The 16,759-nt window shown below is 44.7% G+C and carries 14 protein-coding genes and 2 tRNA genes; 15 read left to right on the plus strand and 1 reads right to left on the minus strand.

Going from position 1 to position 16,759, the window contains the following annotated elements:
• The first annotated feature begins 32 nt into the window (after positions 1-32).
• The 15 genes from F597_RS0118410 (at position 33) to F597_RS0118480 (ending at position 15,550) form a co-directional block, all read left to right on the plus strand.
• Positions 33-413: a TraR/DksA family transcriptional regulator gene (locus F597_RS0118410; RefSeq protein ID WP_019541227.1), complete on the plus strand. Its 381-nt coding sequence runs from the start codon at positions 33-35 to the stop codon at positions 411-413.
• Positions 414-512: 99 nt separating this feature from the next.
• Entirely contained in the window at positions 513-1,190 is a 678-nt protein-coding gene (locus tag F597_RS0118415) for a lipoprotein signal peptidase (RefSeq protein WP_019541228.1), read from the plus strand.
• Positions 1,180-2,079, plus strand: coding sequence for a DUF4296 domain-containing protein (locus F597_RS0118420; protein ID WP_019541229.1), 900 nt, complete (start codon positions 1,180-1,182; stop codon positions 2,077-2,079). Before F597_RS0118415 ends, F597_RS0118420 begins: the two co-directional genes overlap by 11 nt.
• A 128-nt stretch (positions 2,080-2,207) precedes the next feature.
• On the plus strand, positions 2,208-4,925 hold the full coding sequence (ppdK, locus tag F597_RS0118425) for a pyruvate, phosphate dikinase (protein ID WP_019541230.1): 2,718 nt from the start codon (positions 2,208-2,210) through the stop codon (positions 4,923-4,925).
• Positions 4,926-5,150: 225 nt separating this feature from the next.
• Positions 5,151-6,521, plus strand: coding sequence for a peptidylprolyl isomerase (locus F597_RS0118430; RefSeq protein WP_019541231.1), 1,371 nt, complete (start codon positions 5,151-5,153; stop codon positions 6,519-6,521).
• 16 nt (positions 6,522-6,537) lie between these two features.
• On the plus strand, positions 6,538-8,163 hold the full coding sequence (locus tag F597_RS0118435; RefSeq protein ID WP_019541232.1) for an OstA-like protein: 1,626 nt from the start codon (positions 6,538-6,540) through the stop codon (positions 8,161-8,163).
• A gap of 292 nt (positions 8,164-8,455) precedes the next feature.
• Positions 8,456-8,779, plus strand: a complete 324-nt coding sequence (locus tag F597_RS0118440) for a hypothetical protein (RefSeq protein WP_019541233.1) — start codon at positions 8,456-8,458, stop codon at positions 8,777-8,779.
• Between the two features lie 18 nt (positions 8,780-8,797).
• Positions 8,798-10,633, plus strand: a complete 1,836-nt coding sequence (gene mutL / locus F597_RS0118445) for a DNA mismatch repair endonuclease MutL (protein ID WP_019541234.1) — start codon at positions 8,798-8,800, stop codon at positions 10,631-10,633.
• A 31-nt stretch (positions 10,634-10,664) separates the two neighbouring features.
• Positions 10,665-11,633, plus strand: coding sequence for an aldo/keto reductase (locus F597_RS0118450; RefSeq protein ID WP_019541235.1), 969 nt, complete (start codon positions 10,665-10,667; stop codon positions 11,631-11,633).
• Complete coding sequence (locus F597_RS21245) at positions 11,630-12,100, plus strand: Rieske 2Fe-2S domain-containing protein (protein WP_019541236.1); 471 nt, start codon at positions 11,630-11,632, stop codon at positions 12,098-12,100. The genes F597_RS0118450 and F597_RS21245 overlap by 4 nt, the downstream gene beginning before the upstream one ends.
• Positions 12,101-12,266: 166 nt before the next feature.
• A complete protein-coding gene (locus F597_RS0118460; protein WP_019541237.1) occupies positions 12,267-13,475 on the plus strand; it encodes a cation:proton antiporter in 1,209 nt (402 codons plus the stop codon).
• Between the two features lie 252 nt (positions 13,476-13,727).
• Positions 13,728-13,800: transfer RNA gene (locus F597_RS0118465), tRNA-Gly, on the plus strand.
• An 8-nt stretch (positions 13,801-13,808) separates the two neighbouring features.
• A tRNA-Leu gene (locus F597_RS0118470) sits at positions 13,809-13,895 on the plus strand.
• Between the two features lie 184 nt (positions 13,896-14,079).
• On the plus strand, positions 14,080-14,247 hold the full coding sequence (locus tag F597_RS22640; RefSeq protein ID WP_019541238.1) for a hypothetical protein: 168 nt from the start codon (positions 14,080-14,082) through the stop codon (positions 14,245-14,247).
• A 274-nt stretch (positions 14,248-14,521) separates the two neighbouring features.
• Positions 14,522-15,550: a dihydroorotate dehydrogenase-like protein gene (locus F597_RS0118480; RefSeq protein WP_019541239.1), complete on the plus strand. Its 1,029-nt coding sequence runs from the start codon at positions 14,522-14,524 to the stop codon at positions 15,548-15,550.
• On the opposite strand, the gene F597_RS0118485 is transcribed toward F597_RS0118480, so the two are convergent.
• On the minus strand, positions 15,547-16,596 hold the full coding sequence (locus tag F597_RS0118485) for a Na+/H+ antiporter NhaC family protein (protein WP_019541240.1): 1,050 nt from the start codon (positions 16,594-16,596) through the stop codon (positions 15,547-15,549). The two genes, F597_RS0118480 and F597_RS0118485, sit on opposite strands and share 4 nt — an antisense overlap.
• Between the last annotated feature and the right edge of the window lie 163 nt (positions 16,597-16,759).

Raw genomic sequence — 16,759 nt, forward strand, 5'->3', positions numbered from 1 at the left:
GTATATTTGCAAAAAATAAATAATGAACTATTATGAGCGAAAAGACGAGATATTCAGACGAGGAATTGGAAGAATTCCGAGCTATCATTAATGAGAAATTGCAGATAGCCAAACAGGAGTATGAAAATTACCGTGCTGCTGTCACCAATGCCGACGGAAACGATACGGTGGATACTTCTCCTACCTATAAAGTATTGGAGGAAGGTGCGTCTACCCTCTCCAAAGAAGAAGCGGGAAGGCTGGCACAACGTCAGATGAAGTTTATCCAGAATCTTCAGGCTGCCATGGTGCGCATTGAGAACGGAACTTATGGCATATGTCGTGAAACCGGTAAACTGATTCCGAAAGAACGTCTTCGCGCTGTGCCCCATGCCACATTGAGTATCGAGGCCAAGTCGCAAAAGAAAAAGTAATCACTTCCCCGATGAAGACGAGGTTGGTATCTGTGAAAGTTGAAGGGAGGGGCAATGCTTCTTCCGGGTTTATTATGCCCGTAAAATAAAGAGAAACGTATGAAGAAAAGTGTACGAAATAGATGGATTGCTATTGCCGTTGTTGTGGCAGTGCTCCTTGTCGATCAACTTTCTAAAATATGGGTAAAAACACATATGGGTTTGTATGATGCCATTGATGTTTTCGACTGGTTTAAGATCTATTTTGTGGAGAATAACGGGATGGCATTCGGTATTGAGGCGGGAGGAAAATTGTTTCTCTCGCTTTTCCGTATCATTGCTGTTGTTTTTATTGTTATTTATTTGTCGCGGCTGATAAAGCAGAGCTACGGAGCCGGATTTATTGCCTGTGTGGCGCTGATCCTGGCCGGTGCCTCGGGAAATATCATAGACAGTATCTTCTATGGTGTCATTTTTGAAGCAAGCTATCCGGGACATGTCGCTTCCTTTGTACCTTGGGGTGAAGGATATGCTTCCCTGCTTCACGGCAGAGTCGTAGATATGCTTTACTTTCCCATAGTCAGCGGGACATATCCGGATTGGGTGCCCTTTCTGGGGGGAGAGGAATTCCTTTTCTTCCGGTTTATCTTTAATATTGCCGACTCCGCTATTACGGTAGGTGTCATCCTGATACTGCTTTTTTACAGAAGAACATTATCCTATTCATTGCTCTCGAAGAGTGAGCGTGAAAGACTGGAAAAAGAAAAACAAGATCAGCAATTCGGAAGTGAAGATTAGAAAGAGTGTTGCATATTTGTTCCTGTTCATTCTATTAGGCGGACTGGCCTACTCCTGTCAGAACCGTCCCAAGGAGGTATTGAACAGAAAACAGATGGAACGGCTGATGTATGATGTGTATATCGCCGAGGCCACCATGGAAAACGACTATCAGAATTTCAACACTCCCGAGAAGAAAGAAGCGTATATCAATAAGATATTTCAGTTACATAAAACTACTCAGGCGCAGTGGGATACCTCGTTGTCATGGTATTCTGACAGAATCGATCTCTATCTGAAAATGAATGACTCGGTAAAGGCTCGCCTGCAGCGTGCCCGGCAAGAAATTGATGCTATGGTGGCACAGCAGACTCAGGGGCAACAGATTGATCCCGCACTACTGCCACCCTCTTACCTGCCTCCTGTTTATATATTCTCGATGCCTGATGCAAAAAGAGGACTCCGGTTCCGCCTGGATTCCTCAGAAATTTCTTCCAAAGTTACCGGAGATGATTTTCTGTTTACTTTCAGTACAATAGGAATCCCACCCCGGTTTTCATCCTCCTTTACATCATTGCTTACAATGGTTTATTCAGATACTACCATCTACCGGTTCCAGAAAATAAGGGAAAATAAAACTTACGAACTCACCGGATCAAAGTATATTCCGGGAGATACGATCACCGAAATAAGGGGTTTTGTACACCTGCAGGATTCGACAGGTGTAATACCTCATATTCAATTATACAATATATTTTTCGGAGATATACAGTCAGCCGTTTTAGAAACAGACACTTTAAAGGTGGGGTTGGATACTCTGGATGGAGAACCGTTAAATCCTGATTCTGCGAGGCTTCCGGTCCCGGATTCCATGAATTCTTTTCAACCTGATTCCATACAAGAGATGTAATATAATGCCCTATAGAGAAAAGTAATATGTCATAATGACTTATATTTTAGATAAATTGCTATATTTGCCGGATAAAATAAAAATAATAATAAAATTTTAACATTTACTTGTCATAACTTAACATCAAAATGAAAAAAAAGAGAGTTTATACCTTTGGAAACGGTGCAGCTGAAGGGCGGGCAGATATGAAAAACCTGCTTGGCGGGAAGGGTGCGAATCTTGCAGAAATGAATTTAATTGGCGTTCCCGTTCCTCCGGGTTTCACTATTACTACTGAAGTCTGTACGGAATATAACGAATTGGGTAGAGATTATGTGGTAGGTCTCCTGAAAGAGGAAGTTGAGCAAGCAGTAGCCCAAATTGAAGAACTGACAGGAACAAAGTTCGGAGACAAGGAGAACCCCTGTCTGGTATCTGTCCGTTCCGGCTCGCGTGTATCCATGCCCGGAATGATGGACACCGTGTTAAATCTTGGCCTGAATGATGATGCCGTGGAGGGAATTGCCAGAAAGTCGGGTAATGAGCGTTTTGCCTGGGATTCCTATCGCCGTTTTGTGCAGATGTATGGGGATGTGGTATTGGGAATGAAGCCCCAGAGTAAAGAAGATATCGATCCTTTCGAAGAGATTATGGATGAAGTGAAGGAGTCTAAAGGAATAGAATTGGATACCGATCTTACCACCGACGACCTGAAAGAACTTGTCAAAAAATTCAAGGCAGCTGTAAAAGAAAATACCGGTAACGATTTTCCGGTAGATCCCTGGGATCAGTTATGGGGAGCCGTGTGCGCAGTATTCGACAGTTGGATGAACGAACGTGCGATCCTCTACCGCAAGATGAATAACTTCCCCGAAGAGTGGGGTACTGCCGTCAATGTGCAGGCTATGGTATATGGGAATATGGGTAAGACTTCCGGTACGGGAGTTGCTTTCACCCGCGATGCAGCCACAGGAGAAGATATCTTCAACGGTGAATACCTGATCGATGCACAGGGTGAAGATGTGGTGGCCGGAGTACGCACACCTCAGCAGATCACTACCGAGGGATCCCGTCGTTGGGCAAAACTGCAGGGTATTTCCGAAGAGGAGCGTGCTGCAAAATATCCCTCGCTCGAAGAAGCGCTTCCCGCATGTGCACAGGAGTTGATTGAAGTTCAGCAGAAGCTGGAGGATTATTTCAAGGATATGCAGGACCTTGAATTCACCATCCAGGACGGAAAACTCTGGTTATTGCAGACCCGTAGTGGAAAACGTACCGGTGCTGCGATGGTGAAAATCGCTATTGATATGCTCCACCAGGGATATATTGATGAAAAAACTGCACTTAAACGGTGTGACGCTGAAAAGTTGGATGAGTTGCTCCATCCTGTTTTCGATAAGAAATTGTTGGCTAAGGCAAAACCGCTGACCAATGGTCTGCCTGCTTCCCCGGGAGCTGCTACCGGTCAGGTGGTATTTCATGCCGATGAGGCCGAAGAATGGAGTAAGCAAGGTAAACAAGTGATCCTTTGCCGTATTGAAACATCGCCCGAAGATTTACGTGGTATGGCTACTGCGCAGGGAATCCTTACTGCACGCGGCGGAATGACTTCCCACGCAGCCGTAGTGGCAAGGGGAATGGGTAAATGTTGTGTTTCGGCTGCCAACAATGTGGTGATCAATTATAAAGAACGTACCATGACCATTAACGGCAAGGAGCTGAAAGAGGGAGACTGGATATCATTGAACGGTTCCACCGGTCTTGTATATGAAGGTAGAATAGAAACCCAGGATGCTGAACTGGATGCCGATTTCAACGAATTGATGGAGATCGCCGATAAATATGCCCGTATGGATGTGAGAACTAATGCCGATACCCCGCGTGATGCCAAAGTGGCCCGCGATTTTGGAGCTAGAGGTATTGGTTTGTGCCGTACGGAACATATGTTCTTTGAAGAAGATAAGATCATTCCCATGAGGGAGATGATCCTCGCAAAAGATGAAGAGGGGCGTAGGAAAGCGTTGGAGAAACTGCTCCCATTGCAGAAAAAGGATTTTGCCGGAATTTTCAGGGCGATGGACGGCCTGCCCGTTACTGTTCGCCTGCTCGATCCGCCATTGCACGAGTTTGTCCCCCACGATGAAAAAGGGCAGATGGAAATGGCCAGGGTAATGGGAATCTCTTACAAAGATATTCACGAACGGGTGGAAGGATTGCTCGAATCAAACCCGATGCTCGGATTGCGTGGTTGCCGCCTTGGAAACCTCTATCCTGAGATCACCGAGATGCAGGCCCGTGCCATAATGGAAGTGGCCATTGAGCTGAAGGAAGAAGGTATTACCGCTTGTCCTGAAATCATGGTTCCCCTCACCGGTATCGTCCATGAGTTCAAAGCCCAGAAAGACATCATCGAGAATACTATCCAAAAAGTATTTGCAGAAAAGAACGATTCGGTAGAGTATAAGATCGGTACGATGATTGAGATACCTCGTGCAGCACTTACGGCGCATAAGATTGCCAGAGAGGCCGATTTCTTCTCATTCGGAACGAACGACCTTACGCAAATGACCTTCGGTTATAGCCGTGACGACGTGGCTAAATTCCTGCCGATGTATCTGGATAAGGGAATCCTGAAACATGATCCGTTTGCGGTACTCGACCAAAATGGAGTAGGACAGCTTGTAAGTATGGCTGTGCAGAAAGGACGTGAAGTCAGACCCACCCTTAAGTGCGGTATTTGTGGAGAGCACGGGGGCGAACCGTCGTCAGTGAAATTCTGCCATACGGTGGGACTGAACTATGTTTCCTGTTCACCGTTCCGTGTACCTATTGCACGCTTAGCCGCAGCACAGGCCGCGATTGGATAAGCAGTCTTTTTTAGACATCTCATTGCAGAGGCGCCCTAACGGCGTCTCTGCCTGTTTTATAACCGTCAATCCTTTATAACTACTTTTAACCATCAAACTATTTTGCTACTAAGGGGATTATCATTACTTTTACATCAGTATTTTAATGTGATGATGTGATGATTTATTGATGTGATAATTATAATCAGCAAATCGGTAAATCAGCAAATCGGTAAATCAACAAGTATGAAATATTCAGTGAAGATATTGTTTTCTCTTATAGTGTTGTTATTCGCTTCTGGTCTGATGTTTGCCCAAAATAATGTGATCGATGAAATCGTATGGGTGGTAGGCGATGAAGCTATCCTGAAATCAGAAGTGGAAGAATACCGCAAAGAGATCCTGATGCAGAATCAGCGTATTGAAGGTGATCCCTATTGTTTTATTCCCGAGCAGTTGGCTATCAGAAAACTGTTTCTCGATCAGGCGAAATTGGACAGTATTACGGTACAGGAATCACAGGTGACCCGTTCACTTGAGTATATGATCAATGAATACATTGCTTCCGTTGGTTCAGTAGAGAGATTAGAAGAGTATTGGGGTAAAAGTATTACTGCAATCCGGGAAGACATGCGTGAACAGATTCGTGAGCAGCAGCTTATAGAAGGAGTACAGCAGAAACATTTTGGGAACGTACAATTGACTCCTTCCGAAATCCGGAAGTACTATAACAGCCTTCCGCAGGATAGCTTGCCCTTTATTCCGACTACTTTAGAAGTACAAATTATTACTGTGGAACCGGAAATTCCATTGGAGGAAATCGATAGGGTGAAAGCCCAACTGCGTAATTTTACGGAACAGATAACCAGTGGAAAGAATACCTTTTCTACACTGGCATTGCTTCATTCCGAAGATCCGGGAAGTGCACTGAGGGGAGGAGAACTCGGTTTTATGAGCCGCTCTACCTTATCTCCTGAATTTGCCAATGTGGCCTTCGCGCTGAATGATCCGCAAAAAGTATCGAATGTTGTGGAAACAGAGTATGGGTTTCATATTATCCAGTTAATCGAGCGGAGAAACGATATGGGGAATTTCCGCCACATATTGCTGAAGCCCAAGGCTCCCCAGGTATCTCTCGACACGGCGCTGATCCGCCTCGATTCCATCAGGACAGGGATCACGGCCAAAAAGATCACGTTCGATGATGCGGCCACTTATCTCTCTGCCGATAAAGATACCCGGAATAACAGGGGGATCATGGTGAACAATACTCCCAGAAGCCCCAATGCCGGTACGCCCCGTTTTGCACTGAACGAGTTGAATCAGGATATTGCAAAGATTGCGGGAGAGATGGCAAAAGGAGAGGTGTCCGAACCGTTTATTATGATGAATGACAAAGGGCGCGAGGTGGCAGCTGTCATTAAAATTACCGACCGTAACGAAGGGCATAGGGCCAATATCAATAACGATTACCAAATTATCAAACAAATGGCTGAGAATGCCAAACAGCAAAAGCTTGTGGATGAATGGCTACAGGACAAGATCAGGAAAACCTATGTTCGCATAGACCCGCAATGGCAGGGATGCGAGTATAAATATCAGGATTGGTTAAAGTAACGGCTTTCTTATAACAATGGAGAAACAACGCTCGCATTCTTTCCGGGGAAGCAAATTCCTGTCGGGCCTGCTTTCGCTCATTATAATGTCGGCTTATGCACAGCAACCACCCGTGCAGCGGTCTGTCGGAGAGCCGCCTGTCGAGATTGTGGAAATGAGGCAGGCTGATCTGTTGAGTAAAAGAGACGGATTGGATGCGCAGATCTTTACGGGTAATGTGATCTTCTATCATGAGGGAGCGTTCATGTATTGCGATAGTGCTTACCTCTATCAGCAAGCCAACTCGTTTGAAGCATTCAGTAATGTAAGGATGGAGCAGGGGGACACCATCTTTGTGTATGGTGATTACCTGCACTACGATGGAAATATCCGCTTGGCCCGGCTTCGTGACAATATACGGATGGAGGATCGTACCGCCACGCTCTTTACTGACAGCCTTGATTATGACCGGGCAGCCAATCTCGGATATTACTTTGATGGAGGGATGCTGGTAGACGAGGAGAACGAGTTGACCTCTTACTGGGGGCAATATAGCCCTGAGACCAAGGAGGCGCTGTTCAGTGACAGTGTGAAACTGGTCAATGAAGATTATATCATTTACGCCGATACGCTGAAATATAATACCGAATCGAAATTTGCCGATATCCTCGGCCCTTCGCGTATTGTATCGGACAGCGGTTATGTACATACAAGCAAGGGGTGGTATAACACTGTGACCGATGATTCCAAATTATTGGATCGTTCGGAAGTGTATAGCAATGACGGAACAAAAGTGCTTATCGGCGACACCATTCTCTATAACCGTCAAACGGGTTTGGGAGAGGTCTTTGGCGATATGTTCCTCGAGGACAGGGCACAAAAGGCTATCCTACGGGGGAATTACGGTTACTATGACGAAAAAACGGAGTACGGGATGGCTACCGACAGGGCATATGCCATTGACTACTCTCAGGGTGACAGCCTGTTTGTGCACGGTGATACGCTCATCATGAAAACCGATTCGATATATCGCGAGGTAAAGGCTTTCTATGATGTGAGGTTCTACCGCTCCGATCTTCAGGGTGTGTGCGACTCGTTGCACTACGCTTCGGCCGACTCTATGCTCTATATGATTGGTGATCCCGTAGTATGGAGTGATAATAATCAGATATTGGGGAATCGGATCGATATTTTTCTGAATGATTCTACCATCGAAAAAGCCATTGTGAGGGATTATGCATTGGCTATTCAGAAGAGAATAGAAGAGGATCAGTTCAATCAATTGAGTGGAAGAGATATGACTGCTTTCTTTCGCGGCGGGGAACTCTATCATGTCTTGGTAGAAGGGGATGCCGTAACGTTATATTATGCGGTACAGGAAGATAGTACCCTCATCGGGCTGAACAGGATGGAGAGCGCTTACCTGGAAATAGATACGGAAAATAACCAGATTACAAAGTTAAAAACATATTCAGCCACTTCAGGTGTTATGACTCCTTTGCCCCTGTTAAAACCCGAAGAGACTCGACTGAAAGAATTTGTCTGGCTCGATTATTTGCGTCCTACTGACCCCGATGATATATTCCGCAGTAACGAACGGCGTAGCTCCGAAGCTACCGAACCCCGTCGGGGGCGTTTTGAGAGAGAAGATATCACACTCTAATCCTGCGTGATTTGTCAGTCTATTTTATATATTTTCATACGATTAAAATTATTGATTTTCAAATGTATCGTATGGAACTCGCTTTTAATCATGATTTTGTGTGATAACGATTATCATGCTCGTTTCATAATATAAGATGCATCTCGGAAAATCTCAACAAGTTAGTTGTTTTCTACGCTCGACATAGTCAAAACTTGTTTTGCCTCTGTGCTTGCTTATCGAAAACATTCAAGTAAACTTGGCTTACCTCTCAACTTTCATTATATTTGTATAAACCAAACAGCAGCTTATTATGGGTATTTTCTTTTTTTACAATAACCGAAAGCCGCGTAAATTCAATTATACGCCTATCCTTTACAATCCGGAAGAGGAGGAACGCAGGAAGAACTTGCAGGATCGGATCGAGAAGGTCAAAAGAGAGATGGGTGTACTGCCGGAAGAAAAAACAGCCGAAAAGAAAGATTTTAAGGCGGAATTTGTTTCTCAAACACGTCATCTGAAAAAACGTAAAGAGAGGGAGAGTTCCGGGAGAAATTCTTTTTTTGCCAATAATGGATTGCTAATCATTATTCTGGTGGTTCTTTTCGCGATCTTCTTCTTCTGGTTTTTACGATAGATAGCACAGATATACACTATGCCTGACATCATTCATCTCCTTCCGGATTCCATTGCCAACCAAATTGCTGCGGGTGAGGTAATACAGCGCCCCGCATCAGTAGTGAAGGAACTGATCGAGAACTCGCTCGACGCTGGTGCTACACATATCATTCTCAGTGTAAAGGACGCCGGACGTACCTTTATTCAGGTAATAGATAATGGCAAAGGGATGTCTTCCACTGATCTGCGAATGGCTTTCGAACGTCATGCAACCTCCAAGATACGGAGTGCCGACGATCTGTTTTCCCTTACCACGATGGGATTCCGGGGGGAAGCCCTCCCTTCTATTGCCGCAATTTCCCATATTGAAGTGAAGAGTCGGAGGGAAGAAGATGAATTGGGGTCATTGCTGGTCATTTCCGGATCAAAAGTCGAGAAGCAGGAGATGGTCGCTGCTGCCACCGGAACTTCCATCACTGTGAAGAATATTTTCTTCAATGTGCCGGCCAGGAGAAAGTTCCTGAAATCCAACGAAACCGAACGCCGGAATATTTTTACGGAATTCGAGCGTATCGTACTTGTCAATCCTGATGTGGAGTTCACTCTGATTGAAAATGGAGTGGAAACGCTTCATCTGCCTAAAACAGGATTGAGACAGCGTATCGTTCAGATAGAAGGGAAAAATATGAACCAGCAGTTGATCGAAATCAATGAAGAAACTACGCTTGGAAAGATTTACGGTTATATAGCCCGGCCCGAATTTGCCAGGAAGGGAAAAGTAAATCAGTTCTTTTTCGTGAATAACCGGTATATCAGGCATCCCTACTTCCACCGTGCGGTCACTACCGCATTTGAGCCACTTATTGCCGCCAACGAGAAACCGGGTTACTACATCTATTTTCAGGTCGATCCTGATACAATTGATGTGAATATTCACCCTACAAAGACCGAGGTGAAGTTTGAGAACGAACAGGCGCTCTGGCAGATACTGATGGTGACCGTAAAAGAGTCGCTGGGAAAATTCAATGCAATCCCTACAATCGACTTCGACAGGGATGATGCACCCGAAATACCGATTTACAACCCTTCCCACGCCTCATCGATGCCGAAGGTGAACGTGGATCCCGGTTATAATCCTTTTCACAGTCACCGTACTGAAATTCCGAAACCGAAAGCGCCTGCTTTTGGTTGGGAGCAGCTTTACAAAGGATTCGAAAAAGAGAAGGAATTGGTTGACGAGATAGAGAGCGGTACCCCCGCTACCCTGTTCAAGCCGGCGGGGAGCGATCGTAATTTACCTGAAACTGAGCTTTTTCCCGAGCATTATCAATATAAACAGAAATATATACTCACCTCGGTGAAATCGGGACTGATGATTATCGATCAACATAGGGCGCATGTGCGTATCCTCTTCGATAAATACCTGGAACAGATAAGGAACAAAAGAGGAATTTCCCAACGGGTATTATTCCCCGAGGTGCTGGACCTCTCGGCTTCCGAAGCGGCTGCCCTGCCCTCCATCATGGAAGATTTGGAGGCGTTGGGTTTTGAATTGAGCGATCTGGGTAATCACAGTTTTGCCATACAGGCCGTTCCTTCTGAAATTGAAAATGCTGCTCCTGCCGCACTGATCCGTTCCATGATCGGTAAAAGTATGGAGACAGGGAGTGACGTAAAATCGGAAATTCAGGAATCGATAGCACTTTCGCTTGCCAATCTAACTGCTATTCCTTATGGGAATACGTTGACTACGGAGGAGATGTTGCTTATCGTGAGTCAGCTATTTGCATCTCCCTTTCCTACCTATACTCCCGACGGGCAGACAGTTATCAGCGTGATCTCGGAAGCTGAGATTGAAAAGAAAATGCAGTGATATATTTTTAATCCTTAATATTAAAACAGATATGATGCACTATTCTTATTGTGGAGACAGCGGCGTGCAACTCCCTAAAATATCGCTGGGACTTTGGCATAATTTCGGATTTGCCGATGATTATAAGACGGCACGTGAAATGATTATCCATGCTTTTGAGCAGGGTATAACCCATTTCGACCTGGCAAATAATTACGGACCGCCTCCCGGTTCGGCAGAGTCGAACTTCGGGAAAATACTGAATGAGAACCTCTCTTCCCATCGTGACCAGATGATCATCTCATCCAAAGCAGGACATCTGATGTGGGAAGGACCTTATGGCGACGGCTCGTCGAGGAAATATCTTATGGCCAGCATCAATCAGAGTCTCAAACGGACAGGACTGGAATATTTCGATATCTTCTATTCGCATCGTTACGATCCCAATACACCGGTAGAGGAGACGATGCAGGCGCTGGTAGATATTGTGCGCCAGGGAAAGGCGCTTTACGTAGGCCTGTCCAAATATCCTCCCGTACAGGCGCGTGTTGCGATGAACTATCTGAAAGAGAGAGATGTCCCCTGTTTTATCTTTCAGGATAAATACAGTATGTTCAATCGTCTGCCTGAAAAGGATATTCTGAATATTACCGAAGAATTCGGCTCCGGATTTATTGCTTTTTCCCCGTTGGCGCAAGGTCTCCTTACCGATAAATATCTGAACGGTATTCCCGAAGATTCACGTGCGGCCGATCCTTCCGGTTTTCTGCAGAAAGAGCAGGTAACTCCATTCCTTGTCGATAAGGTGAGGCTGTTGAATGAGGTGGCCGTACAGCGTGGACAGACCATGGCGGAGATGGCCCTGGCATGGGCGTTGAGAGACAAAAGGGTTACTTCTCTTATCGTGGGGGCACGGAATGTAGCGCAATTGAGGGATAATCTGAAGGCATTGGAGAATACCTCTTTTACGCAGGAAGAACTGGAACGGATCGATGCGATCCTTGACGGAGCTACGCTATGAAACGATTCGCACTTACCCTTTCGGTCATTATCCTGCTTGTGTTGTCCTGTGGGGAAGAAGCGCCCCGGCAGACTGTTCCTTTTGCATCGGTCAATTTCAGGGTCGACCCGAATAGTTATGACCCTATATTGAATAATCCACACACATATAAAATCTTTACGGAAGAAGAACGACGTCTTCCTTCCGATCGTTTTGGCTATGCCGGAGTGTTGGTCGTCTCCGATGCAAGAGGGGATCTGCACGCCTTTGATCTCTGCTGTCCTCATGAAGACAGCAAAGGGATAGTTGTAACCCCCGATTATGAAGAGAATGGGGGATATAACGGTAAGGTGAAATGCGTCTCATGCGGTTCCGTTTTTGTCACTATGTTCGGTCTCGGCAGTGTGGAGTCGGGGCCTTCAACGGAGCCCTTGCAACGGTACAATGTATTACCGTTGCAGGATGGCAGTTACCGGGTAGTAAATTAACCTCAGGGAATTTAATATTATTTTTGATAAAAAAACACTCCTCTTTTTGATCTGCTGCCATTATGGTGGTGGTAATTCGATTTTTTTTACTACCTTTGCACCCTAATTTTCACGGGTATAATTCTTTTTACTTATTTTTCTGTTATACCCCTAATAAGTTCTACTAATGAAAAAAGTTTATATTTTCTCTTTCCTGCTGGTTACCGGCCTTATTTTATCACAGCTTGTCCCTCATCTTTTAGGGGATAATTTCTATTCCTTCAAGATCTTCTTAGATGCACTGTTGTATATTTCCCTGGCGTTTATCATGATCAATGTTGGGCGCGAGTTTGAAATAAATAAAAAACAGTGGCGATCCTACAGCAAAGATTATCTGGTGGCTATGGGAGCTGCTGCTTTTCCATGGATTTTGGTAGCGCTTTATTATCTTTTTTTTGTGGCGCCCCCCGAGATGCGAATTTGGGGTGATGGAGATGCATGGAAAGAAACATTCCTGTTGAGCCGTTTTGCAGCACCTACTTCGGCAGGCATTTTGTTTACGATGCTGATCGCTGCCGGATTAAAGCATACATGGGTATATAAAAAGGTACAGGTACTGGCTATTTTCGATGATTTGGACACTATCCTGCTGATGATCCCTTTGCAGATACTGATGATCGGGATGCGTTGGCAGATGTTCGTGATACTGATTGTGGCTGTTGTATTGATTTGGGTAGGTTGGAAAAAGATGAATACCTACAATCTCCGTCAGGACTGGAAATCGATATTGTTGTACTCTGTTATAATGTATGTCATGATTGAAGCCCTTTACCGGGTGTCGACCTATTTCTTCGGCGGTGACGGCAGTATTCATATAGAGATTCTTCTTCCGGCTTTTGTCCTGGGGATGATTATGAAAGGTGACCATAATGCTGTACCCGATCTGAAAAGTGAAAGGGTAGGAAATTCTATATCTTACCTCTTTATGTTATTGGTTGGGATGAGTATGCCTTTGTTTCTTGGAGTCGACTTCGGTACAGTTGCGGAGCAGTCGTCCTCTATAATTTCCCGCATACCGATACCTTCCTGGGGAGTGATTGCCCTGCATGTCGTTTTGGTAACTCTGATTTCCAATATAGGAAAGCTCTTTCCATTACTTTTTTATCGGGATCGCAAGATTGGCGAAAGACTTGCCGTTTCAGTGGGTATGTTTACCCGTGGAGAGGTAGGTGCCGGAGTATTATTTATCGCGATCGGATATCAATTGGGAGGTGTTTTGCTGATTGTCTCGGTTTTGGCTATGTGTTTGAACCTGTTACTCACCGGATTCTTTATCAGTTATGCCAAGAAACTGACCCAGGATGCTGTACGGGAAACGATAGAAACAGGTGTTTAGGGCGGTATGAACAAGATAAATTAAATTCTGCTTGTAAAAATTCTCCGTATTGCTTTGAAATACGGAGAAACATATTTACATTTGCAGTCGCAAAAAAGGGCAGAGTTTTTAATGCGTTAATGATCTTTGTTCCTATTCTTTACTTTTTGTTCTAAATATTATTACGAAACCTTGCCCCAAAAGGAAAGTGTAAACTAACCTTGGCAAGGAGTACCGGACCAGCGGATCCGGTAAAAAGAACTAAATATTATTGCGGAAGTAGCTCAGTTGGTAGAGCATAACCTTGCCAAGGTTAGGGTCGCGGGTTCGAGTCCCGTCTTCCGCTCAAGGTGCGCTCGGATGGTGGAATGGTAGACACGCAAGACTTAAAATCTTGTGACCATTACGGTTGTGCGGGTTCAAGTCCCGCTCCGAGTACCAAAAACGGCTGTAAATTAATTGATTTACAGCCGTTTTACTTTTTCTGGGACGCCAAAGGGGCATCAAAGAAAACGATACATAAGATTTAAACAACATTAACCATAAGCCACTCTTTTCCCGTTCCACTTGCCTATATTTTCTCTTTTATCCTTATTTTGCAATAAATCATTTCAGAGATAGTGATATGGAAACAACCTTTAACTGCCTGCAATGTTTCATCAATGAATTTATTTCATCACGGTTGAAAAAATCAATCGACCTTTTTAAGTTGAAATCCGAATATTGGGATGATGAGACCCTGCACACGCATATCCGTAAAGAAATTTACAAGGCATCATGTGAGTTGATTTGAGTTGATTGCATTACATGAAAAATTTCCGATACCGTAATACAGCCACAGTAACTCTTGGAAGATGCTTAACAACGATATTTTTACGTTCCGATGTGGTTCTTTCGTGAAAAAAATGTAACTTTGTCTTGTATGCTAAACCGGTATTGAGGTGAATTTTTATAAACTGTTATGCCGGGAATCCTGTGTCTGAACCGGCCATGAGGATTAATATAAAGACAGAAGCTGATATTTTGGCATTGATCGTGAGAAATTAATATATAAAAAATATAGTCGTATGAAGAACCTGGAAACATCCTACATGGGCATTCCGCTCAAGAACCCGGTCATACTGGGGGCATCAGAACTGTCATCTGAGATCGATTCACTGAAAAAAGCCGAGCAGGCGGGAGCCGCGGCTATAGTCTATAAAACACTCTTTGAAGAACAGATACAGTTGGAAGATCTGCAATTCGACGAGTTGAAGGACGAGTATAACGATATCCATGCCGAGATGACTTCGCTTCACCCTGATATCGATCGTTCCGAGATCGAGTATTACTTGGTAAAGATCCGCAATGCGAAAGAAAGTCTTTCCGTACCGGTGATAGCCAGTCTGAATGCCGTGAACGAATCATCCTGGTTCCGCTATGCACGCCTGATCGAAGAGACCGGAGTGGACGGAATAGAACTCAACCTTTATCAGACACCCACGCAGTTCGACCTTGATGCGGCAGAAATCGAAAATCGACAGATAGCGATGGTTACTGAGATAAAAAAACAACTGTCCATACCGGTGAGTGTAAAACTCAGTTCCGACTATACCAATATTCTTCACTTCGCGAAACGTCTCGATGAAGCGGGCGTGGACGGAATGGTGCTTTTTAATTCTTTCTTTCAGCCTGATATCGATATTGAGAAGGAGAGTCACAGAAGAGCATTTAACCTGAGTAAAAAGGGTGATTACAAACAGTCGTTGCGTATCGCCGGAATGCTCTACGGCCGTGTGAATGCTGCTGTATGTGGTAGCAGGGGTGTCTTCAACGGGGATGATGTGATCAAGCTGATCCTCTCCGGTGCAACCTGTGTACAGGTGGTAAGCGCTGTCTACAGACATGGGATGAAACAGATCACAGGAATGATCCGTGAGATTGAGGAATGGATGGAAAGGAAAGGTTACGATACTTTGGATCAGTTCAGGGGAAAACTTTCGGACAGTGTACTCAATAAAAACGACAATCTGCTAATCTACAAGAGGGCACAGTACGTCGACCTGATACTTCATTCCGACACAATCTACGGGAATATGCAGCACCGAGGTTTTTAAGAATAGCGTTTTGGATAACGCACTGCAATGGCAATAGTAGCGGCTATACCGATCAGGAAGGGATAGTAAAGCCTGGGGACGATTTCTACAGGATTGATATTCGCTATTCCGGCGGCAATGAGTAATTGTGCGCCGTAAGGGATCATACCTTGCACAAAGCAGGAGAAGGTATCCATCAGGCTGGCCGTTTTGCGGTTGTCGAGTTCGAAACGGTTACTGATATCTTTGGCAATCGGACCGGTGATGATACAGGCGATAGTATTGTTGGCGGTGCAGAAGTTGGTGAACATCACCAAACCGGCAATGGAGAATTCTGCACCACGTTTTGACGATATTTTGCGCGTGAGTATATGGATAAGCCAATCGATCCCTTTGTTGTATTTGATAACTTCGAAAACTCCGCCTGCCATAATAGTGACTATGATAAGTTCACCCATATCCGAGACAATACCTGTTCTCGCTGATAACGTCAGATCCCATATTGAAAAATCGGGAGAGATCAATCCGAAAAATGACGAAAGTATTATTCCGGTCAGGAGGACGATAATCACATCCACACCTGCCAATGCAGTGATCAATACGACGAGATAGGGGATTACCTTTATCCAGTCGGCACTGTCGAAAGCCACTTTGTCGGTGACGGTAATATCACGTCCCATGAAGATGGAGATCACACATGCCGCTACGAACAATCCTGCCATGATGGCCTGTGGCGGCATGGTATAAAGGATCAGGTTTACGGTAGCGTCTACAGCTCCCATTGAACCGGCAATGGCAGAAAAAGCGCCGGCAAGGATGAAGATAACCACCATGAGCATGATAGTTTCATTACCGGCACCTTTTGAGAAGATACGTAACCGCTCCGGGAAAGGAGTCTGCCGCACAGAAAGAATGGCGACGGCGGTAGCTATTGTAAAAGCCACTGAGACGGGCATATTGCGTAGGTCACGTGTGATAGCGTACGTGATGGCGTAAAGTATAAAGAAAAGTACGAAAGGGAGCAAAGCCCAGCCGTTCCCTCTGTTCCTGTTAGTTTGAGAATCCATTCTTTAATTTATTCCCTGCCTGATAAACGGTAAGGTGATAACCTGTTTTGTTATGAATGGCAAAAATACAAGATAGTTTTTAAAATAAAAAAAATCGTAAGTTATTCTGTAAAACATTGCCATGTTTAATCATTTGATTAAAACATTTGGTTAAACAAAAAAG

Source organism: Proteiniphilum acetatigenes DSM 18083 (genome assembly GCF_000380985.1).
GTDB lineage: Bacteria > Bacteroidota > Bacteroidia > Bacteroidales > Dysgonomonadaceae > Proteiniphilum > Proteiniphilum acetatigenes.